At 72.3% G+C, this 21,538-nt stretch carries 12 protein-coding genes and 1 tRNA gene; all 13 read right to left on the bottom strand.

Annotated features, from left to right (window positions below):
- Positions 1-5: 5 nt before the first annotated feature.
- The 13 genes from ACZ4UV_RS28770 to bldG all read right to left on the bottom strand — a co-directional run bounded on the left by ACZ4UV_RS28770 (position 6) and on the right by bldG (position 21,435).
- Positions 6-3,194 (bottom strand): AfsR/SARP family transcriptional regulator, encoded by a 3,189-nt coding sequence (locus tag ACZ4UV_RS28770; RefSeq protein WP_467841707.1) that lies wholly within the window; start codon positions 3,192-3,194, stop codon positions 6-8.
- 407 nt (positions 3,195-3,601) lie between these two features.
- Positions 3,602-4,459 carry a glycosyltransferase family 2 protein gene (locus ACZ4UV_RS28765; protein ID WP_467841812.1) on the bottom strand — a complete coding sequence of 286 codons (858 nt, stop codon included), beginning with the start codon at positions 4,457-4,459 and terminating at the stop codon, positions 3,602-3,604.
- A 302-nt stretch (positions 4,460-4,761) separates the two neighbouring features.
- A tRNA-Thr gene (locus ACZ4UV_RS28760) sits at positions 4,762-4,838 on the bottom strand.
- Between the two features lie 107 nt (positions 4,839-4,945).
- Positions 4,946-6,562, bottom strand: coding sequence for an alpha/beta hydrolase (locus ACZ4UV_RS28755; protein WP_467841705.1), 1,617 nt, complete (start codon positions 6,560-6,562; stop codon positions 4,946-4,948).
- Between the two features lie 107 nt (positions 6,563-6,669).
- The gene (locus ACZ4UV_RS28750) at positions 6,670-7,875 is read right to left on the bottom strand and encodes a DNA polymerase III subunit delta' (protein ID WP_451018994.1); all 1,206 of its coding nucleotides are present in this window, start codon (positions 7,873-7,875) and stop codon (positions 6,670-6,672) included.
- A gap of 186 nt (positions 7,876-8,061) precedes the next feature.
- On the bottom strand, positions 8,062-11,304 hold the full coding sequence (tmk, locus tag ACZ4UV_RS28745) for a dTMP kinase (protein WP_467841701.1): 3,243 nt from the start codon (positions 11,302-11,304) through the stop codon (positions 8,062-8,064).
- Between the two features lie 169 nt (positions 11,305-11,473).
- Positions 11,474-14,308, bottom strand: a complete 2,835-nt coding sequence (gene topA / locus ACZ4UV_RS28740) for a type I DNA topoisomerase (protein ID WP_451018992.1) — start codon at positions 14,306-14,308, stop codon at positions 11,474-11,476.
- A 256-nt stretch (positions 14,309-14,564) separates the two neighbouring features.
- A complete protein-coding gene (locus ACZ4UV_RS28735; RefSeq protein ID WP_390047673.1) occupies positions 14,565-14,762 on the bottom strand; it encodes a hypothetical protein in 198 nt (65 codons plus the stop codon).
- Positions 14,763-15,041: 279 nt separating this feature from the next.
- On the bottom strand, positions 15,042-16,571 hold the full coding sequence (locus ACZ4UV_RS28730; protein ID WP_451018991.1) for a DUF7059 domain-containing protein: 1,530 nt from the start codon (positions 16,569-16,571) through the stop codon (positions 15,042-15,044).
- A gap of 140 nt (positions 16,572-16,711) precedes the next feature.
- On the bottom strand, positions 16,712-17,368 hold the full coding sequence (locus tag ACZ4UV_RS28725) for a small secreted protein (RefSeq protein ID WP_390047677.1): 657 nt from the start codon (positions 17,366-17,368) through the stop codon (positions 16,712-16,714).
- 280 nt (positions 17,369-17,648) lie between these two features.
- A complete protein-coding gene (locus ACZ4UV_RS28720) occupies positions 17,649-20,060 on the bottom strand; it encodes a sodium-translocating pyrophosphatase (RefSeq protein ID WP_390047679.1) in 2,412 nt (803 codons plus the stop codon).
- A gap of 349 nt (positions 20,061-20,409) precedes the next feature.
- Entirely contained in the window at positions 20,410-20,844 is a 435-nt protein-coding gene (locus tag ACZ4UV_RS28715) for an ATP-binding protein (RefSeq protein ID WP_390047681.1), read from the bottom strand.
- A 249-nt stretch (positions 20,845-21,093) separates the two neighbouring features.
- The gene (gene bldG / locus ACZ4UV_RS28710; protein ID WP_010986038.1) at positions 21,094-21,435 is read right to left on the bottom strand and encodes an anti-sigma factor antagonist BldG; all 342 of its coding nucleotides are present in this window, start codon (positions 21,433-21,435) and stop codon (positions 21,094-21,096) included.
- Positions 21,436-21,538 lie beyond the last annotated feature (103 nt).

Genomic DNA, 21,538 nt, shown 5'->3' with positions numbered 1-21,538 from the left:
TCTGGTCAGCCGCCGGGCGCCAACAGGTCGCGCAGCTCCGCGAGGACGTCGGACTCGTCCGTGCCGTCCAGGGCGGTGAGGGCCGCGCGCCAGGCGTCGTACGCCTCGTCGGTGCGCCCCTGCCCGCGCAGGAGCAGACCGAGTTGGTGGCGGGCGAGACCGCCGCTGTAGCGGTCGGCGCGGGCGTCGGCGCGGCGCAGGAGTTCGGCGCACTCGTGGTGGGCGCGGTCGGTCCGGCCGAGGGCGCGCAGCGCGCGGACCAGACCGAGCCGGGTCTGGGACTCGCCGTGCCAGTCGCCGTGGCCGCCGAGGATGCGCAGGCTCTCCCCGAAGTGCGCGGCGGCGGCCGCCGGTTCACCGAGGCGGAGCTGGGCGTAGCCGATGTTGCAGTGCGCCGAGTGCTGCAGGATCACGGCGCCGATCGCGTCCCCGATCGCGAGGGAGCGCCGGTGCTGCTCGATGGCGGCGCGCGGGTCGGTGTGCTCGTAGAGGTTGCCGAGATGGCTGTGGGTGACGGCCTCGCCGTAGGGGTCGTTCAGCTGCCGGGAGTAGTCCAGGCTCTGCCGCAGCGCCTCGCCCGACTCGTCGTACCGGCCGAGCCCCTCCAGCAGCAGCCCCCGGTTGTTCAGGCCGCGCCGGATCCAGGACACCATGCCCAGCCGTCGCCACAGGGCCAGTGCCCCGTCGGTCAGGGCGAGGGCCTCCCGCTGGCGGCCGGTGAGGAAGCGCAGGCCGGCGAGGTCGCCCAGGGCGTAGGCCTCGGCGGGCTCGTCACCGAGACGCCGGGCGACGGCCAGGGCGGCGGTGCCGAGCACCTCCATCTCGGCGACCCGGCCGCTGCGCAGGACGTAGGGGTAGAGCAGCCGGACGAGCGTGGAGAGACAGGCGCTGATCCGCGCGTCGGCGCTGTCGGCGTACCGCTCCACCAGGGCGACGATGTTCTCCAGCTCCATGTCGCCCCAGGCGAAGGCGTGCTCGGCACACTCGAAGGGCGGCAGGGCGGCGGCGTACGGCTGGTGCTCGGGTGGCTGCGCGGTGGTGGGCCGGCGGCGGTCGGCCTGGTCGCGCCCTGGTTCGAGGATCGCGAGGAGGGCGTGATCGGCGACGGCGGCGAACCAGCGCAGGGCGGCGAGCGCGGCCTCGGTGCGGTCGGTGCGGTCGGTGCGGTCGGTGCCGTCGGCCCCCTCGGCCAGCTCGCGGGCGAAGTCCCGTACCAGGTCGTGCGGGGTGTAGCGGCCGTACGCGGTCTCCTCCAGCAGGGCGACGTCGACCAGGCGGTCCAGGGCGGCCTCGGCGCGGCGCTCGTCGGTGCCGGTGAGCCGGGCGATCAGAGGGGCGCCATAGGTGGGCAGGTCGAGGGCGCCGAGGTGGCGCAGGACGAGGGCGGCGTCGCGGTCGGGGGCGCGGTCGGAGCCGGCGAGGGCGTCATGGGCCACGGCGAGGGAGCGCCGGACGCTGAGGTCGTCGTATTCGAGGTGGTGCAACCTGTCCTCGGTGGCGGCCAGTTGACCGGCCAGCACCTCGGGGGTGAGCGCGCGGCGCGCGGCCAGCCGGGCGGCCACGACGCGCAGGGCGAGCGGGAGCCGTCCGGTGAGGCCGACGAGCGGGTGACCGGCGTCGATCTCCGCACGCCCGCTGACCGCGCGCAGCAGCGCCGCGCTGTCCTCACCGGTCAGCGGCCCGAGCGGGAAGCGGCGGGCGCCGTCGAGCGCGGCGAGCGGCGAACGGCTGGTGACGATCACCGCGCAGCCGGGGCCGCCGGGGAGCAGCGGCCGCACCTGGGCGGCGTTCGCGGCGTCGTCGAGGAGCAGCAGGGTGCGGGTCGGCGCGAGCAGGGAGCGCAGCAACGCGGCGGCCGCGTCCGGGTGTTCGGGGATGTGCCGGGGGTCGGCGCCGAGGTCCCGCAGCAGCGCGGCGAGCGCCTGGCCGGGGGCGAGCGGGGGCATGCCGGGGGTGGCGCCGTGCAGGTTGACGTAGAGCTGGCCGTCGGGGAAACGTTCCCGCAGCTGATGCGCCACGTGCAGCGCGAGCGCGCTCTTGCCTACGCCCGCCATCCCGCTGAGGACGACGAGGGCGGGGGCGGCCGTGGCCTCGACTTCGCCTTCGGCCCTTACGTTCCCGTCGGCGGCTGCGGGCGGACGGGTGAGGGCGCGGGTCAGTTCTGCGCGGGTGGCGGTGCGCCCCGTGAAGTGGGCTGGAGGAGGGGGAAGTTGGGCGGGGCGGAGAAAGAGGGAGTCGTCGCGCCCAGAACCTGGGTCAAGGGGCTGGTCGGGATCAGCGCCCTCGGCTTTCTGCCGACGGTCGGGTGACGCGCCCCTCAGGGGCGCGGGGAACTGCGCGACCGGCCCCCACGCACCCGCATCCGCCCCACCACCCGAGGCACCCTCCCCCGGCACGCCCTCGTCCGACGCACCCTCGGGCGCGAGCGCCTCCCCCACCGCGCCGCTCCCCCGCAGCACCTCCACATGGGCCCGGCGCACCGCCGGGCCGGGCTCGACGCCGAGTTCCTCTCGCAGGCGGTTGCGCAGGTCACGGTGGACGGCGAGGGCCTCTGCCTGCCGGCCGCCGCGGTGGAGGGCGAGCATCAGCTGGCGGTGATAGGCCTCGCGGAGCGGGTACTCCGCGACGAGCGCGGCCAACTCCGGTACGACGCCGCCCAGCCGGGGTCCGCCGAGGGCGAGCTCCGCGTCGTAGCGCCACTCCAGGAGCAGCAGCCGGGCCTCCTCCAGGCGCTGCACGAAGGCGAAGCCGCCGAGTTCGGCGGGGAGGCCGCCGAGCGGGCTGCCACGCCAGAGCGCGAGCGCGTCGCCGCAGGCGTGCAGCACCGGCGCCCACTCCCGCCGCCCGTGCGCCGCGCGCGCCTGGGCCACCCGGGCGTCGAACACGTCGACGTCCAGCTCCCCTTCGTCGACACGGAGCAGGTACCCGGGCGGTACGGCCCGCAGCCGCTCCGGGTCGTCGAGGAGCCGGCGCAGCCGGGTGACGTGGTTGTGCAGCGAGGCGCGCGCCGACACCGGGGGCGCCCCGCCCCACAGTGCCTCCGTCAGCGACTCGACGGAGACGACCCGCCCGGCCTCCAGGAGCAGCGCGGCGAGCAGTGCCCGCACCTTGGGGCTGCCGATGGGGCGGACGTCGGCAGCCTCGTAGAGAACCGGAGGTCCCAGCAGTCCGAACCGCAGCTCGTACCGCCGCATCACTCCACCCCTCGCCTCCCCGCACGGCGGAGGTGCCCGCCGGCCCTGAATCCTGGGTCCTGGCGGAATCGCATCCCGTAGGGGATGAGTTCCCGCCACCTTCTCGGTGCCGGTCGGAGCCGGAATCCGCTGGGTTTCCGGCCTGTTCCCGGAGTCGTACGACGGCTTCGCGCCAACCGGTTCGCGACCTCCAGGAGAACCGCTGGCCACATGTTAGCGATCCGTTGGCGAGCCCTGATGTGATCTTCGTATCGGACCGGGTCCGACGGCGCACGCGTGGATCGCGTGACTCGGGGGAGTGCCGCCGCAGGCCTGGGTCCGGGGACGCGAGAGGGTTCCGGTCGTCGGAGGTGAACGACCGGGGCCCTCGTCCCGTCTCCCGAGCGGATCACACGCTCCCCCGCCCCTCAGACGACGGGCGGACGCCCGAGCCGCGTGAGCCGCCAGACCGTGCGCCAGCGCATCGGGCGGCGCTCCCCGGCCGGCTCGCGAAACCCCTCGGCGAAGCCCGCGAACCAGGCCCGCAGGCCGCCCGTCGAACGGGTGCGCAGGAGCGTGATGAGTATCCAGACGCCGAGGTGGACCGGGATGAGCGGCAGGGGCAGCCGACGACGGGTCAGCCAGACGCGGTTGCGGGCGGTGACCCGGAAGTAGACGGCGTGCCGGGCGGGCGAGGTGCGGGGGTGCTGGAGCAGCAGTTCGGGCGCGTAGAGGATCCGCCAGCCGGCGTCGGCGGCCCGCCAGGCGAGGTCGGTCTCCTCGTGCGCGAAGAAGAACTCGGCGGGCCAGTCGCCGGTCTCGGCGAGCATGGCCATCCGCAGGGCGTGCCCGCCACCGAGGAACCCGGTGACGTACCCCCCGCGCATGGGGTCGGCGTTGCCGACGCGCGGCACGTGCCGCCGCTGGGTCACGCCGCGTTCGTCCGCGATACGGAAGCCGACGATGCCGAGGCGGGGGTCGGCGGCGAACAGATCCCGTACCTGCCGGAACACCTCGACGTCGACGAGCAGGCCGTCGTCGTCCAGTTCGACGACGACGTCCACGTCGCCGAACGCGCGCAGGGCGGCCAGGGCGACGTTGCGGCCGCCGGGGCAGCCGAGGTTGTCCTCGAGGTCGACGGTGGTGACCTCGCCGGGCAGGTCGAGACGGCGGGCGAACTCGGGCAGCCGGCAGCCGTTGCCGACGATCACGATCCGGGCGGGGGCGAGGTCCTGCTTGGCGACGGACCTGAGCAGGGCGTCGACCTCGTCGGGACGGTTCCCCATGGTCACCACGGCGACCCCCAGCCTCGGCTCCGCCACGCCCCTCACCCCATCCGGCCGACGGCGGTGCTCGCGTCCTGACCGACCGACACTCGCCGTTCACCACGATGTTGCCTCAGGTGTGGCCGTAGTCCTGGCTTCGGTTTAGTTTGCAGGCCTTTTACGGTGTTTTTCCCTGGGTGGGACGAACCCCGGCTCCAGCGCCCCGCCGGGACGGCCCGTCACCGATGCGGCGAACGAACGCCCCGCGACCAGAGACGAACGAGAAAACCCCAGACCGGAGAAGTTCCGACCTGGGGTTCCGATGGAGCCGCTTTCGGGATTCGAACCCGAGACCTACGCATTACGAGTGCGTTGCTCTGGCCATCTGAGCTAAAGCGGCGCGTCGCCCGCACTATGGTGCGATCAGCGACGTCGGTAAGTCTACACAGTTTCCGGGGGTGCTCCGTACACGCCCCGGAGCGGGGGCTCCGGGGCCGGCCGCAGGGGCTATGAGCAGCGTTTTCCCTTCGCCGGTGGGGTGCCGTCGAGGAGGTAGGTGTCGATCTCGGAGTCGATGCAGGTGCTGCCCCGGCCGTAGGCGGTGTGGCCGTCGCCGACGTAGGTGAGGAGGCGGCCCGAGGAGAGCTGGCCGGCCAGGGACCGGGCCCAGGGGTAGGGGGTCGCCGGGTCGCGGGTGGTGCCGACCACCACGATGGGGGCGGCGCCCCTCGCCGCGATCCGGTGCGGCTCCCCGGTCGCCCCTACCGGCCAGTACGCGCAGTTCAGCGACGCCCACGCCAGGTTCGGGCCGAACACCGGGGACGCCTTCTCGAACTCGGGCAGCGCCTTCTCGACCCCCTCGGGTCCGGTGAAGGCGGGCGGCAGGTCCAGGCAGTTCACCGCGGCGTTGGCGAACATCAGGTTCGAGTAGCGGCCGTCGGAGTCCCGCTCGTAGTAGCTGTCGGAGAGGGCGAGCAGGCCCGCGCCGTCGTTGTCCTTCATCGCCGCGTGCAGGGCGTCGCGCAGTTGCTCCCACTCGGCCTGGTCGTACATCGCCGCGATCACGCCGGTGGTCGCGAGGGACTCGGTCAGCTTCCGGCCGTCGGGGTCACCGGTCGGGACGGGGTGCGCGTCCAGCTTCCGGAAGAAGGTCCCGAGGTTGTCGGCGATCTGCGCCGGCGTGTTGCCCTTGGCGCCGAGCGGGCAGTCGGTGCGCTTCGCGCAGTCCCTGGCGAAGGACTGGAACGCCGTCTCGAACCCCGCCGTCTGCTGGAGGTTCAGCTCGCGCGCGGACAGGGACGGGTTCATCGCGCCGTCCAGGACCATCCGGCCGACCCGTGACGGGAACAGGCCGGCATAGGTCGCGCCGAGGAAGGTGCCGTACGACGCCCCCACGTAGTTCAGCTTCTGGTCGCCGAGCACCGCCCGCAGGATGTCCATGTCCCGCGCCGAGTCGACGGTGGAGACATGGCGCAGCAGCTGCGCCGAATGTTTGCCGCAGGCCTCCGCGAACGTCTTGAACTCCGCGACCAGCCGGTCCGTCTCCTTCTGGTCGTCGGGGGTCATGTCGGTCTCGGTGAACGTGTCCATCTGCGGCCCGTCCAGGCACTCGACGGGCTCGCTGCGGGCGACTCCGCGCGGGTCCACGGCGACCATGTCGTAGCGCGCCCGCACCTCGGCGGGGTAGCCGATGCCCGCGTACTGCTGGAGGTAGTCCACCGCCGAGCCGCCCGGCCCACCCGGGTTGACCAGCAGTGATCCGAGCGGCTTCGCCTTGCCGGTCGCCTTCTTGCGGGCGACCGCCAGCCGGACGTCACCCGCGCCGGGCTCGGCGTAGTCCAGCGGGGCCTTCATCGTCGCGCACTGGAAACCCGGGACACCGCACTCGCGCCAGGTGAGCTTCTGGTCGTAGTACGGCGCCAGCGCGGACGGCGTCGAGCGGGGCAGCGCGGCCAGCTGGGCGGTGCCGTCCGACGTGGACGCCGACGTCGCCGTCGACGCGCTCCCCGCGGAGGAGCACGCGGAGGCGAGCAGCACGGCGGCCGAGAGCAGGGCGGCAGCCATCGTCCGGGTGTGAGCCCGGGGTCGAATTGGGGTTTGGCGGGTGATTCGCCTGATGTGCATCAATCGAGCGTAACGCCGGAAAATGATCTCCGTGCCGTGCGCGACGACTGTGGCTCGTACGGGTGACCCCGGTCAACGCCACGCACCCCGGGGCCCGGATGCGGTCGTCAGCCCGCTCTGAGCGCCATCGTCATCGCCTCCACCGCCAGCAGCGGTGCCACGTTCCGGTCGAGGGCCTCCCGGCAGGCGGCGACCGCCTCGATCCGGCGCAGCGTGGCCTCGGGCGAGCCACCGCGGGCCAGTCGCTCCAGGGAGTCCTCGGCGTCCGCGTTGGCGATCGCGACCCTGGAGCCCAGCTGGATCGCGAGGACGTCGCGGTAGAAGCCGGTCAGGTCGGTGAGGGCGACATCGAGGCTGTCGCGCTGGGTCCTGGTGCGGCGGCGCTTCTGCATGTCCTCCAGGTCCTTCATCACACCCGCCGTACCCCGCGGCAGGCGCCCGCCCTGGGCCGCGCCGAGCGCCGCCTTCAGCTCCTCGGTCTCCTTGCCGTCCATCTCCTCGGCGAGCTGCCTGGCGTCCTCCGCCGCCGCGTCCACCAGCTCCTGGGCGGCCTTCAGGCACGCGCCGATCTCGTCCAGCCGCAGCGGCAGCTTCAGTACGGCCGCGCGGCGCTCGCGGGCGGCCGGGTCGGTGGCCAGTCGGCGGGCCCGATCGACGTGTCCCTGGGTGGCGCGGGCGGCGGCCGCGGCCACCTGGGGCTCGATGCCCTCGCGCCGCACGAGCATGTCGGCGACCGCGTCCACCGAGGGCGTGCGCAGGTTCAGGTGGCGGCAGCGGGAGCGGATCGTGGGCAGCACGTCCTCCAGCGAGGGCGCGCAGAGCAGCCACACCGTGCGGGGGGCGGGCTCCTCCACGGCCTTGAGGACGGCGTTGGCCGACTTCTCGTTCAGCCGCTCGGCGTCCTCGACCAGGATGATCTGCCAGCGGCCGGTCGCCGGGGCCGTGTACGACTTGCGGACCGTGTCGCGCATGTCCTTGACCAGGATCTCGGCGCCGACGGCGGCGACCGTGGTGACGTCCGCGTGGGTGCCGACCAGCGCGGTGTGGCAGCCGTCGCAGAAGCCGCAGCCGGGGGCGCCGCCCAGGGCGCGGTCGGGACTCACGCACTGGAGGGCGGCGGCGAAGGCCCGCGCCGTCTGGTTGCGGCCGGCGCCGGGCGGGCCGGTGAACAGCCAGGCGTGCGTCATCTTCGACGACTCCGGCGGCGGCTGGTCGGTCGCGGCGGCGGTGACGAGGGCGTCGGCGTCCCGGGCGGCGGCGGTGAGCACCTCACTCACCCGCTCCTGCCCGACGAGGTCGTCCCACACGGTCATGGGTCACGCCGCCCTTTCGCCATACGTACCGGTTCGAGGATTCCGGTGGTCCGGACTGCGCCGGTTCCGTGGTCCGGTCTCCATTGTGCGGGTGCCCACTGACAACGGCGGGGGCGCACCGGCCGGACCCCGACCCGCACCACCCCCGCCGCACCCGAGCTTCCGGCCGAACTTCCGGCCGCGCTGTCAGCCGCGCCGACCGCGACCCCGGCGGCCCCGCTCGTCGTCGTACCCCGGCTCCTCGTAGGACCCCAGCAGTTCGTCCGCCAGCGAGGGCAGGTCGTCCAGCGGGGTCTCCTCGGCCCAGTCGGGCCGGGGGCGCCGGCGCCGGGCCGGGCCGTCGGCGCCGGCGTCCGCGTCCGCGTCGACCTGGGGCATCTCGCGGGTGCGGTCCTCGGAGCCGTCGGGGTTCCCGCCCGCCCGCTCGTCCCGGAAGAAGCCGGGCGGCATCCGGTCCGCCGGGGCGTCGGTGGGCGCCTCGGCGTCGTCACGCACGGGCGGCAGGACGGCGGTCTCGTCGGCCGCGCCCACGGGAGGCAGCACCGCTGTCTCGGCGGCGGCGCCCGGCGGCACCAGCGGCAGGACCGCCGTCTCGTCGGCCGCCCCCGCAGGCCGCACCGGCGGCTGCGGCAGCTCCGCGGTCACCTCGGCGTCGGACTCCTGGGCCGCGGGCGCCTGCTCGTCCCGCACCGGGCGGAGCACCTTCGTCTCGTCGTCACGGGCGGCCGGCTGCACCACCGGCGTCGGCATGGTCGTCGCCTCCGGTGTGACGCCGGGGGCCGTCGGCTGCCGTGCGGCGGACTGCTGGGCGGCCACGTCGGCCGCTGCCGCCGCCTCCGCCGCGGCGCGCCGGGCCTGCTCGGCCTTGAGCAGGGCCTCCTCGGCCTTGCGCTGCTTCTCCAGGCGTCGTTCCTCGGCCTCGGCGCGCAGCCGGGCCTCCTCCTCGGCCTGCCTGCGGCGCTGTTCCTCCTCGGCCTTGCGGCGGGCCTCGGCCTCCGCGCGGGCCTTCTCCTCGGCGAGCAGCCGGGCCTGCTCCTCCTCGGCCCGCTTACGCGCTTCCTCGGCCCGCAGCCGGGCCTCCTCCGCCTGCCGTTCGGCCTCGCGGCGCTGCGCCTCCTCCAGCTCGCGGCGCTTGCGCTCCTCCTCCTCGGCACGGAGCTTGGCGAGCTGTTCCTGGCGCTCGCGCTCCAGGCGCTCCTCCTCGGCCTTGCGCGCGGCCTCTTCCTCGGCCTTGCGGCGGGCTTCCTCCTCGGCCTTCTTGCGCGCCTCCTCGGCGGCCTTGATCTCGGCCTCGGACAGCGGCAGCACGGTGTCGAGCCGGGCCCGGATGACGGTGGTGACCGACTCGGGCTCCTGGCCGGCGTCGACCACCAGGTAACGGCCGGGGTCGGAGGCGGCGAGGGTGAGGAAACCGGCCCGTACGCGCGCGTGGAACTCGGCGGGCTCGGACTCCAGCCGGTCGGGCGCCTCGGTGAACCGCTCGCGGGCGGTCTCCGGGTCCACGTCCAGCAGGACGGTCAGGTGCGGGACGAGTCCGGCGGTCGCCCAGCGGTTGATGCGGGCGACCTCGGTCGGTGACAGGTCACGACCCGCGCCCTGGTAGGCGACGGAGGAGTCGATGTACCGGTCGGAGATGACGACCGCACCCCGCTCCAGGGCGGGACGGACGACGGTGTCGACGTGCTCCGCGCGATCGGCGGCGTAGAGCAGGGCCTCCGCGCGGTGCGACAGACCGGCGGACGAGACGTCGAGCAGGATCGAGCGGAGCCGCTTGCCGACCGGCGTGGCGCCCGGCTCGCGCGTGAGGACGACCTCGTGGCCCTTGGCGCGGATCCACTCGGCGAGAGCCTCGGCCTGGGTGGACTTGCCGGCGCCGTCGCCGCCCTCCAGGGCGATGAAGAAGCCGTTGGCCGTGGGTGCCTGCGCCGGGTCGTCGCCGCCGAGCAGCGCGTCCCGCAGGTCGTGGCGGAGCGGTACGCCCGCGCGGTCGTCGACCTTGGCGAGCACCAGGGCAGCGACCGGCAGCAGCAGCGCGCCGACCAGCATCAGCGTGAACGCGGCGCCGCCGTGCGCGAACACGAACTTGCCGTTCTCCAGGCGGTGCGGTCCGATCAGCGCGGCCACCAGGGGGGCGATCAGCGCGCCGAGCGCTATGGCGACCCGGACCACCGCGTGCAGGTGCTCGGTCGTCCGTGCCCGGCGGGAGTCCTCGGTCTCCTGGTCGAGCAGGGTGTGCCCGGTGTTGGCGGCCACACCCGCGCCGATGCCGGCCAGCGCGACGATCAGCAGCACGCTCGTGACGTCCGGAACCAGACCCGCGGCCAGCAGCGCGATGCCGGTGAAGGCGATGGCGAGCGACAGCAGCCGGCGGCGGGAGAGGGTCGGGAGCAGCGAGGGCGCCGTGCGGATGCCGACGGCGACCCCGCCGGTCAGGGCGAGCACCAGCAGGCCGTAGAGCACGGGGCCGCCGCCCAGGTCCTTGGCGTGCAGCACGGAGACGGCGACGGCGGCGGAGATCGCCCCGGCGACCGCGGCGCAGGCCAGCACCAGGAGCGGGATGGCGCCGGTGCGGCCCGTGTCGGTGCCGGTGGCGGTCCTGGGGCGGCGCAGGCCCTCCAGCGGCGACCGGGCGCGCGGGGTGCGGGTGCCGGGCACCTCCAGGTAGACCAGCACCGAGAGGGACGCGGCGAACAGGCCGGCGGCCACGTACGAGCCGAGAGCCGCCTGGTGCTGGGCGAACCAGGCGATGCCCGTGCCCAACAGGTTGTTGACCAGCGACGCGACGACCAGCGTGGCGGCCGCGAGCGGGACCGTGAGGAACGTCGTCCGCAGCGAGAGGCGGCGCAGGGCGTCCAGGTGGTCGGGCAGCGGTCGTACCGTGGCGCCCTCCAGAGGCGGGGCGGGCAGCAGCGCCGGGGCCGCGCTCTCCTTGCACACGGTCCAGAAACGCTCGGCGACTCCGGTGACGAAGGCCGTCACCAGGACGAGCGTCAGGGCGTTCGCCGGCGTCCAGTCGATCCACAGGGGCGCGATGATCAGCAGAACCGTGCGCAGGCCGTCGGCGCCGACCATGGTCCAGCGGCGGTCGAGCGGGCCGCCCTGCGCGGTCAGTGTGGTGAGCGGGCCCAGCAGGACCGCGCCGAAGAGCAGGGTGGCGAGAATGCGCGCCCCGAAGACGACCGACACCGCGAGCGCCGCACCGCGGTAGCCGCCGCCGAACGAACCCTGGGCCACGGCCGCCTGGAGCGTGAGCACGACAAGCACCAGCAACGCCAGGCTGTCGCCGATCCCGCTCACGAGCTGGGCGCTCCACAACCGCCTCAGTTCGGGGCGGCGCAGCAGCGAGCGGACGGCGCGCTCGCGGGAATCCGCTACCAGCGCGTCGTCCGGATCTGTCTGGGGGGCCGTTGGCTGCTCGGCTCGCGTCATGCTTTCAGCCTATCGGCAGCCGCCGACAGCCCGCGGCGGCCGTCCACAGGTACGCACGCCCCGACACCAAGTTGATGCCGGGGCGTGCACAATGCGAAGCCGATGTGAGGACCTGAGGGCGCCTCGGCCGTCTCCGGACGGCCGGCTCTCAGTCCTCCGTGGCCGGCTCTCAGTCCTCCGCGGCCGTCTTGGAGGCCGTCGCCTTCTTGGCGACCGTCTTCTTCGCGGCTGTCGTCGTCTTCGTGGCGGCGGTCTTCTTGGCCGCCGTCTTCTTCGCCGGCGCGGCCTTCTTGGCGGTCGCCGTCTTCTTCGCGGGCGCCTTCTTGGCCGTCTTCTTGGCGGGCGCCTTGGCCCGCTTCTCGGCGAGCAGCTCGTAGCCGCGCTCCGGGGTGATCGTCTCGACGCTGTCGCCGGAGCGCAACGTCGCGTTGGTCTCCCCGTCGGTGACGTACGGCCCGAAGCGGCCGTCCTTCACCACCACCGGCTTCTCGCTGACCGGGTCGGTGCCCAGCTCCTTCAGCGGCGGCTTGGCGGCGGCCCGGCCGCGCTGCTTGGGCTGGGAGTAGATCTGCAGCGCTTCTTCGAGGGTGATCGTGAAGAGCTGGTCCTCGGAGGTGAGCGAACGCGAGTCCGTGCCCTTCTTCAGGTACGGCCCGTAGCGCCCGTTCTGCGCGGTGATCTCCTGGCCCTCGGCGTCGGCGCCGACGACGCGCGGCAGCGACATCAGCTTGAGCGCGTCCGCCAGCGTGACCGTGTCCAGGGACATGGTCTTGAAGAGCGAGGCCGTGCGCGGCTTGACCGCGTTCTTCCCGGTCTTCGGGGTGCCCTCGGGGAGCACCTCGGTGACGTACGGGCCGTAACGGCCGTCCCGGGCGATGATCTGGTGGCCCGTCTCCGGGTCCGCGCCCAGCTCGAAGTCGCCGCTCGGCTTGGCGAGCAGCTCCTCCGCGAGCTCGACGGAGAGCTCGTCGGGGGCCAGGTCCTCCGGCACGTCGGCGCGCTGGTGGCCCTCGGAGTCCTTCTCGCCGCGCTCGATGTACGGGCCGTAGCGGCCGACCCGCAGCACGATGCCGTTGCCCACCGGGAACGACGACACCTCGCGCGCGTCGATCGCGCCCAGGTCGGTCACCAGCTCCTTGAGGCCGCCGAGGTGGTCCCCGTCGCCGTTGCCGGCGTCGGCCGCGCCGCCGGGGGCCGTGTCCTCGCCGCCCTCGCCGAAGTAGAAGCGCTTCAGCCACGGCACGGCCTGGGCCTGGCCGGCGGCGATGCGGTCGAGGTCGTCCTCCATCCGGGCGGTGAAGTCGTAGTCGACCAGCCGGCCGAAGTGCTTCTCCAGGAGGTTGACCACGGCGAAGCTCAGGAAGGAGGGCACCAGGGCCGTCCCCTTCTTGAAGACGTAGCCCCGGTCGAGGATGGTGCCGATGATCGACGCGTACGTCGACGGGCGGCCGATCTCGCGCTCTTCCAGCTCCTTGACCAGCGACGCCTCGGTGTAGCGGGCCGGGGGCTTGGTGGCGTGCCCGTCGACCGTGATCTCCTCGGCGCTGAGCGCGTCGCCCTCGCTGACCTGGGGCAGCCGGCGCTCGCGGTCGTCCAGCTCGGCGTTCGGGTCGTCGGCGCCCTCGACGTAGGCCTTGAGGAAGCCGTGGAAGGTGATCGTCTTGCCGGAGGCGCTGAACTCGACGTCCCGGCCGTCGGCGGCGGTGCCACCGATCTTCACCGTGACGCTGTTGCCGGTCGCGTCCTTCATCTGGGACGCGACGGTCCGCTTCCAGATCAGCTCGTAGAGCTTGAACTGGTCGCCGGTCAGGCCGGTCTCGGCGGGGGTGCGGAAACGATCACCCGAGGGGCGGATCGCCTCGTGCGCCTCCTGCGCGTTCTTGACCTTCGCGGCGTACGTCCGCGGGGCCGAGGGCAGGTAGTCGGCGCCGTACAGCTGCGTGACCTGGGCGCGGGCGGCCGCGATCGCGGTGTCGCTCAGCGTCGTGGAGTCCGTACGCATGTACGTGATGTAGCCGTTCTCGTACAGCTTCTGGGCCACCTGCATGGTGGCCTTCGCGCCGAAGCCGAGCTTGCGCGAGGCCTCCTGCTGGAGCGTGGTCGTACGGAACGGGGCGTAGGGCGAGCGGCGGTACGGCTTGGACTCGACCGAGCGGACCGCGAACCGGGTGTTCTCCAGGGCGGCGGCGAGCGCGCGGGCGTTCGCCTCGTCGAGGTGGAGGGTGTTCGCGGTCTTCAGCTGCCCGAGCGAGTCGAAGTCACGGCCCTGGGCCACGCGCTTGCCGTCGACGGCCTGGAGGCGGGCGACCAGGGACGACGGGTCGCTCGGGTCGCCTGCCCGGCCGGTCCCGAAGGTGCCGGTCAGGTCCCAGTACTCGGCGGACCGGAACGCGATGCGCTCGCGTTCCCGCTCCACCACGAGCCGGGTCGCGACGGACTGGACACGGCCGGCCGACAGGCGCGGCATGACCTTCTTCCACAGGACCGGCGAGACCTCGTAGCCGTAGAGGCGGTCGAGGATGCGGCGGGTCTCCTGGGCGTCGACGAGCTTCTGGTTGAGCTGGCGCGGGTTGGCGACGGCAGCCCGGATCGCGTCCTTGGTGATCTCGTGGAAGACCATCCGCTTGACGGGGATCTTCGGCTTGAGGACCTCCTGGAGGTGCCAGGCGATGGCCTCGCCCTCACGGTCCTCATCGGTGGCGAGGAAGAGCTCGTCGGACTCCTTGAGCAGGTCCTTGAGCTTCTTGACCTGCGCCCTCTTGTCGGCGTTGATCACATAGATGGGCTGGAAGTCGTGTTCGACGTCCACGCCGAGGCGCCGGACCTCGCCGGTGTACTGCTCGGGCACCTCCGCGGCGCCGTTGGGAAGGTCACGGATGTGCCCGACGCTCGCTTCGACGACGTATCCGGGGCCCAGATAGCCCTTGATCGTCTTCGCCTTGGCAGGGGACTCGACGATGACGAGTCGGCGGCCGCCCTGTGCGGTCTCGCTGGTCGGGGACAACTTCGCTCTTCTCTCCGGTCGACGCTGGGGCCTCCCCAGGCCTTGCTCCCGGGGTCGTGGCACGGGCACGGATGCCCGCTCACTTGGTGACGCTGCGGAGTGTGACGGTACATCCCGCCCCCGTGTCAAACGGGAAAAGCTCACAACGGCCACTCGAACGGTAACCCGACTACCGCCATTCCTGCCGCCCGGAGTCCCCGGTCGCCCTTCTGGGCCCTGTCCGGAGCGTGACGCTCCGATTACCGGAGGGGCATCCTCAGAGGCGGGTCAGGCAGTACGCACCGAGGCCCAGCGAGATCACTGCGGCGACGCTCGCGAGGGTCGCCGATGCGACCTGACTCACACCCTGGGCGACGGGTTCGCCACGCCGGAGCCGGACGCCGGTCCACACCAGCAGCGCGCCTCCGAACAGGGCGAACACCGCCCCCGCGAAGATCGCCGGTCCGCTCTCCATGGCCCGCGCGCCCCTTCCCTGCCGCCCGTGACTGCCCAGCGCCCGGAGAGTGGCACGCACGGGCGGCGGGCGGGAGGCCGACGGGCGAAATCGAGGTGAACGGGCGGCCGTAACCTCCTCGAACGTTCGATCGACGGACGAGCGGTGGACCAGTGGTCGACCGGCGATGGACCGCGGGGCGAACGTTCCGGCCAGATTTTTCCGGCCTTTTTCTTCTCCCGGCGTGTCCCGCGGGCCCGCCCATGGGTCCTCCCCCGGCCGGGCGTGCCTTCCGGTCCGTCAGACCGCCGGCTCCAGGAATCCCTGCTCCACCAGCAGCCGGATCTGCGCGGGCGTGCGGTCGCGCAGCAACACCGGGTCCTCGCCCGTCAGTTGTGCGATGGCGTCGAGAATCCGACCGGCGCTCAGCGTGCCGTCGCACACCCCTGCGAACCCGGCACCCACCGTGTCCACCTTGGTCGCGCGGCGCATCCCGCGGTGCTGACGCAGCACCACGTGCTCCGGGTCCTCCGCGCCGGGCAGCCCGACCTGCTCCTGGACCACCTCGACGGCGAGCCTGAAGTGACCTTCCAGAAGGTCCGCGTCGTCGTGGTCACGGAGGTAGTCGAGGCGGTCGAAGTGCGCGCGGATCGTCTCGCCGAGCGGCTGTTCGATCGGATGCGGCCACTCCTCGACGGTGACGGAGGGCACGGCGGCGCCCGTCCTGCGCAGCGTGATCCAGCCGAATCCCACCCCCTTCACCTTGCGCGCCTCGAACTCGTCGAGCCACGCGTCGTATCGCGCCTGGTACTCCGCCGGGTCTCCGCGGTGGTCGCCGGCGTCCCTGAGCCACAGCTCGGCGTACTGGTTGACGTCCTGCACCTCGCGCTGCACGATCCACGCGTCGCAGCCGCGCGGCACCCACGACCTGACCCTGTCCTGCCAGTCCTCCCCCGCGACGTGCTGCCAGTTGGCGAGGAACTGCGCGAACCCGCCCTCGTTCAGCCGCTCCCCGGCCTGTTGAACGAGCGACCGGCACAGATCGTCCCCGCTCATCCCGCCGTCCCGGTAGGTCAGCCGGGCCCCCGGAGAGATCACGAACGGCGGGTTGGACACGATCAGGTCGTACGTCTCCCCCTCCTTGACCGGCTCGAACAGCGAGCCCTCGCGCAGGTCGGCCGCCGGTGCGCCGGAGAGTGCCAGCGTGAGCGCCGTGATGTGCAGGGCGCGCGGGTTGAGGTCGGTCGCCGTCACGCGCGTGGCGTGCTGGGCGGCGTGCAGTGCCTGGATCCCGGAGCCGGTGCCGAGGTCCAGGGCGGCGGCGACGGGCGTGCGGACGGTGATGCCGGCGAGGGTCGTGGACGCGCCGCCGACCCCGAGGACGACTCCTTCGTGCCGCTGGCCGATGCCGCCCGCACCGCCGACGGCGCATCCGAGGTCGGAGACGATGAACCAGTCCTCACCATCGGGCCCGCCGTACGGCCGTACGTCCACGGTGGCCGCGACCTCGTCGCCGCCCACCCGGGTCAGCCAGCCGCTGTCCAGGAGGTCGTCGACGGGCAGGACGCCGGCCACGCGCGCGTGCGGCACGGGCTGCTGGAGGAGGAACAGCCGGACGAGCGTCTCCAGGGGCGTGTCCCCGCGGGTCGCCCGCAGCGCGGGCACCGTCTCGCTGCGGGCCAGCGCCGCGTAGGCGGGCGCGCCGAGCAGGTCGAGCAGGCCGTCGGCGGTGAAGGAGGAGCCCAGCAGGGCGGTGCGCAGCCGGGCGGCAACGTCGGGGCGGTCGGGGGCGGGCAGGGTGGCGAGGCCGGAGTCAGTCACGCCCTCCATTGTGGCCCGCGGCCGGGCCCGACCACGGGCTCAGCACACGGCCGCGGGCCACCGAACTCCGCCCGGCGCACGGCCACCGGCCACCGGCCACCGGCCACCGGAACCGGCATCGCCCCGGCCCCCGGGGCTCGGCCCCTGCCTCAGCCCGCGGTCGACGAGGCCGACGACGAAGCCGTCGACGCCGGAGCCGACGCCCCGGTCGACGTCGTCGAAGAGACCTTCTTGCAGCTGGCCTGCTCGGCGATCGCGTCCTTGACCTCGCCCTGCTCCAGGGCGTTCAGCGCCGCGGTGCCGCTCTTGCTCTGCGCCTCCAGCTGCGTCGTCTGGGAGGCGATGTCCTGCAGACCGGAGGCGAACTTCGCCTGGTTCTTGGTGTTGAGCGCGTCGACCTTCTTCTTCAGGTCGGCGTAGGACGCGGAGAGGCTGTTGAGGGTCGTGACGACGTTCTGCTGGCGCTTGGCGCCGTCGTCCACCCCGGGGGGCGCGCCGGCGCTGCTGATGGCCGCGGCGAGCGCCTTGTAGCCGTCGGACATGTCCTGGAAGGCCTGGGAGTCGGTCTTCTGGATGGTCGCGGCCGAACTCGTGGTGTCCGAGGCCGTCGTGGAGATCGCCTCGTTCGCCGCCTTGATCTTCGCGTCCTGCGCCGGCACCGCGTCGCACACGGTCTTGGCCCAGGCGATCAGCTTGGGGTCGGGGCCCTTGTCACCGCTGCTGCACCCGGACAGCGCCCCTGCCAGTACCGCACCGCCGGACAGTGCGGCCGCGAGCTTCTTGTTCACCGGATCGGTCCCTTCCATGGCTCTCGGCCCCCGGAATCTACACGGCGGACGGCCTCCACCCTCACGATCGGCACCTTTTAGTCCGCTTTTAGGATGTTTTGCTCAGGGGAGAGAAGGCTCACGACGAAACAGCGCACACGGGACGCTTACCCTACGAATCGGGCACCGGGTGCGAAGGGCGGGAGTCGTGCCCGGGCCCGAGAACACGAAACGGGCGGACGGCGCGTCAACACGCGCCATCCACCCGCTCGTTGTCCGGGACCTCTCGCGAGCGCCCCGGTGGGCGTCGTAAGACCGCCTACGAGACCACCGCGGGATCGGCAGGCTTGGCCACCCGTTCGGCGCTGTCCTCGTCGTCGCCGACGGCGATTCCGCGCCGCTTGGAGACGTACACCGCGCCGACGATCACGATCAGCGCGAAGACCGCGATCAGGATCCGGATGCCGATGCTCTTGTCATGCCCGTAGGAGAACTTGATCACCGCGGGGGCGATGAGCAGGGAGACCAGGTTCATGACCTTGAGCAGCGGGTTGATCGCGGGGCCCGCGGTGTCCTTGAAGGGGTCGCCGACCGTGTCGCCGATGACCGTGGCGGCGTGGGCCTCGCTGCCCTTGCCGCCGTGGTGGCCGTCCTCGACGAGCTTCTTGGCGTTGTCCCAGGCACCACCGGAGTTGGCCAGGAAGACGGCCATCAGGGTGCCCGCGCCGATCGCGCCCGCGAGGTAGGAACCGAGCGCGCCGACACCGAGCGTGAACCCGATGAAGATGGGCGCCATCACGGCGAGCAGTCCCGGCGTGGCCAGCTCGCGCAGGGCGTCCTTGGTGCAGATGTCGACGACCTTGCCGTACTCGGGCTGCTCCGTGTAGTCCATGATCCCGGGGTGCTCGCGGAACTGCCGCCGCACCTCGAAGACCACCGAACCCGCCGACCGCGACACGGCGTTGATGGCGAGTCCGGAGAAGAGGAAGACGACCGCCGCGCCGGCGATGAGGCCGACGAGGTTGTTGGGCTGCGAGATGTCCATGGACAGGGTCAACGGCGAGCCCGCACCGCTCAGTTTGACGCCCACGTCCTGCACGTTCGTGGTGATCGCGTCCCGGTACGACCCGAAGAGCGCCGACGCCGCGAGGACGGCGGTGGCGATCGCGATGCCCTTGGTGATGGCCTTGGTGGTGTTGCCGACGGCGTCCAGGTTGGTGAGCACCTGCGCGCCCGCCCCCTGGACGTCACCGGACATCTCGGCGATGCCCTGGGCGTTGTCGGAGACCGGCCCGAAGGTGTCCATGGCGACGATGACGCCGACGGTGGTGAGCAGGCCGGTGCCGGCCAGCGCCACCGCGAACAGCGCGAGCATGATCGACGTGCCGCCGAGCAGGAACGCGCCGTAGACGCCGAGGCCGATCAGCAGGGCGGTGTAGACGGCCGATTCGAGACCGACCGAGATACCGGCGAGGACCACGGTGGCCGGACCGGTCAGCGAGGTCTTGCCGATGTCCATGACGGGACGCCGGTTGGTCTCGGTGAAATAGCCGGTCAGCTGCTGGATGACGGCCGCGAGCAGGATGCCGATCGCCACCGCGACGAGCGCGAGGATCCGCGGGTCGCCGTCCTTGGCCCGGATGGCCGCATCGGTGATGCCGTTCAGATCGGAGTACTTCCCCGGCAGGTAGACGAAGACCGCGATCGCGACGAGCACGAGCGAGATCACCGCGGAGATGAAGAACCCGCGGTTGATGGCGCTCATGCCGCTGCGGTCGCTGCGGCGCGGGGCGACCGCGAAGATGCCGATCATCGCGGTGAGCACGCCGATGGCCGGTACCAGGAGCGGGAAGGCCAGTCCGGAGTCGCCGAAGGCCGCCTTGCCGAGGATCAGCGCGGCGACCAGGGTCACGGCGTACGACTCGAAGAGGTCGGCCGCCATGCCCGCGCAGTCGCCGACGTTGTCGCCCACGTTGTCGGCGATGGTCGCGGCATTGCGCGGGTCGTCCTCCGGAATGCCCTGCTCGACCTTGCCGACCAGGTCGGCGCCGACGTCGGCGGCCTTGGTGAAGATGCCGCCGCCGACACGCATGAACATGGCGATCAGGGCGGCACCGAGGCCGAATCCTTCGAGCACCTTCGGCGCGTCGGCCGCGTACACCAGCACCACACAGGAGGCGCCGAGCAGGCCGAGCCCCACCGTGAACATGCCGACGACGCCGCCCGTGCGGAAAGCGATCTTCATGGCTTTGTGCGAGACGGCGGTGAGATCCTTTTCCGGTTCGCCTTCCGCCGGGGTGGCCTCCCGGGCCGCCGCGGCGACCCGCACATTGCTGCGTACGGCGAGCCACATGCCGATATAACCGGTGGTCGCCGAGAAGGCCGCGCCGATCAGGAAGAAGATCGATCGGCCGGCGCGCTGATTCCAGTCGTCCGCGGGCAGCAGCAGGAGCAGGAAGAACACCACGACGGCGAATACGCCCAGGGTGCGCAACTGCCGGCCCAGATAGGCGTTGGCGCCTTCCTGGACCGCCGCCGCGATCTTCTTCATGCTGTCGGTGCCCTCGCCCGCCGCGAGTACCTGGCGCACCAGGATCCAGGCGACCACGAGCGCGGCCAGCGCCACGGCGGCGATGACCGCCACCAGGACCCGGTTGTCGTCGGTCAGGACTGCGGCTGCCAGGGTTGTGGGGTGGTGGCCCAACTGATGAGGGGTAGAAAGCCCCGCCATTCGTCCTCCTTGACGCTTGGGCTGAGCTCAAGATGTGGACGGATTCTAGGTACCCGCGAGTGATCTAAACAGGGGACGGTAAACGGAATTAGCCTTCTCGTGCTCTTCAGCAAATGATCGAGGTCACGCCGGGGAACCCGAAAGCGGTAACGCCCTAAAAGCGTTGACGACGGCGTTTACTTGATCGAATTACGGCCTGATTGATCGTGAATGAATTCACTAAACCCATAGCAATAGATCACTGTACGACCGGCCGTGGGCGATACGGGCGGCGGACGTGCGGACATGCCGAAGGGCCCCACTCAGGGGGCCCTTCGGCACACGTACAGGATGAGCGCGTGGGTGGCTCTCAGGTGAGCGCGACTCCGGGCGGGGTCGTCGGCCAGGTCATGCGGATCAGCCCGCCGTGCTCCCCTGCCGTGACCTCCACGTCGTCCACGAGGCCGCTGATGACCGCGAGGCCCATCTCGTCCTCCTCGGTCTCCACGTCCGCGTCCGCCGCGCCACCGGACGCCCGGTCGCCGGGAACGGAACGGGGTGCCTCGTCGCCGACCTCGATGGAGAACTGTTTCTCCTCCTCGACCAGCGCCACCCGCACCGGCTCGGTGATGCCGGCTGCCTGGTGCAGGCCCACGGCACGGGAACAGGCCTCGCCGACAGCCAGCCGGACCTCGTCCAGGACGGCCTCGTCCACTCCGGCCCTGCGCGCCACCGCCGCCGCCACCAGTCGGGCGGTGCGGACGTGCTCGGGCAGCGCGCTGAAGCGGAGTTCAACGGTGGCCATACGTCCCCCTCGGAACTACGGGCGTGCGGTGAGGGGCCGGGCCGCCGAAGAACCCGGAACCCCCCGATGAATTGCGTCCGCCGCGGGCACTGCGGCCCGTACACGGCTGCCGGAACGGGCACGCGGGCCCGAACGGGCGGGGGTTGGCACGGACGTCCGTACGGCGCATGACGCGTACGGGTCCGTGCCGAGGGCCGGCCGGACGGCACGGACCGATCGGCGGTCCGGGGTACGTCGGCCGGCCCGGGGTCAGTCGGTGGCCGCCACCGCTTCCTCGACCGAGGTGTGGATCGGGAACACCTTGGTGAGGCCGGTGATACGGAAGATCTTCAGAATGCGCTCCTGGTTGCAGACCAGGCGCAGCGAGCCCTCATGGGCACGCACCCGCTTCAGGCCGCCGACCAGCACGCCGAGCCCGGTGGAGTCGAGGAAGTCCACGCCCTCCATGTCGACGACGAGGTGGAAATTCCCGTCGTTCACCAGCTCGACCAGCTGCTCGCGCAGCTTGGGCGCGGTATATACGTCGATTTCGCCACCGACCTCGACGACCGTACGATCGCCGACTGTACGAGTCGACAGGGACAGGTCCACGGATCCTCCAGCACCTTGCTATCGAGCGGTCGCCCCTCGGGACACCTCGGCTTGCGGCCCCCGGGACGGTTCGCCAGCCGCGATGGCATTCAATCACTTACGG

The sequence above is a fragment of the Streptomyces sp. NPDC028289 genome (genome assembly GCF_055565975.1).
The sequence above is the reverse complement of the archived record's forward strand: the minus strand, read 5'-3'. Positions and strand labels throughout refer to the sequence as shown.

Coding starts and splice junctions, on each gene's coding strand:
- ACZ4UV_RS28730 (WP_451018991.1), bottom strand. CDS start 16,571: ATGGAGGGCGTGACTGACTCCGGCCTCGCCACCCTGCCCGCCCCCGAC.
- ACZ4UV_RS28755 (WP_467841705.1), bottom strand. CDS start 6,562: ATGCACATCAGGCGAATCACCCGCCAAACCCCAATTCGACCCCGGGCT.
- ACZ4UV_RS28770 (WP_467841707.1), bottom strand. CDS start 3,194: ATGCGGCGGTACGAGCTGCGGTTCGGACTGCTGGGACCTCCGGTTCTC.
- tmk (WP_467841701.1), bottom strand. CDS start 11,304: ATGACGCGAGCCGAGCAGCCAACGGCCCCCCAGACAGATCCGGACGAC.
- ACZ4UV_RS28720 (WP_390047679.1), bottom strand. CDS start 20,060: ATGGCGGGGCTTTCTACCCCTCATCAGTTGGGCCACCACCCCACAACC.
- ACZ4UV_RS28735 (WP_390047673.1), bottom strand. CDS start 14,762: ATGGAGAGCGGACCGGCGATCTTCGCGGGGGCGGTGTTCGCCCTGTTC.
- ACZ4UV_RS28725 (WP_390047677.1), bottom strand. CDS start 17,368: ATGGAAGGGACCGATCCGGTGAACAAGAAGCTCGCGGCCGCACTGTCC.
- ACZ4UV_RS28765 (WP_467841812.1), bottom strand. CDS start 4,459: ATGGGGAACCGTCCCGACGAGGTCGACGCCCTGCTCAGGTCCGTCGCC.
- ACZ4UV_RS28750 (WP_451018994.1), bottom strand. CDS start 7,875: ATGACCGTGTGGGACGACCTCGTCGGGCAGGAGCGGGTGAGTGAGGTG.
- ACZ4UV_RS28715 (WP_390047681.1), bottom strand. CDS start 20,844: ATGGCCACCGTTGAACTCCGCTTCAGCGCGCTGCCCGAGCACGTCCGC.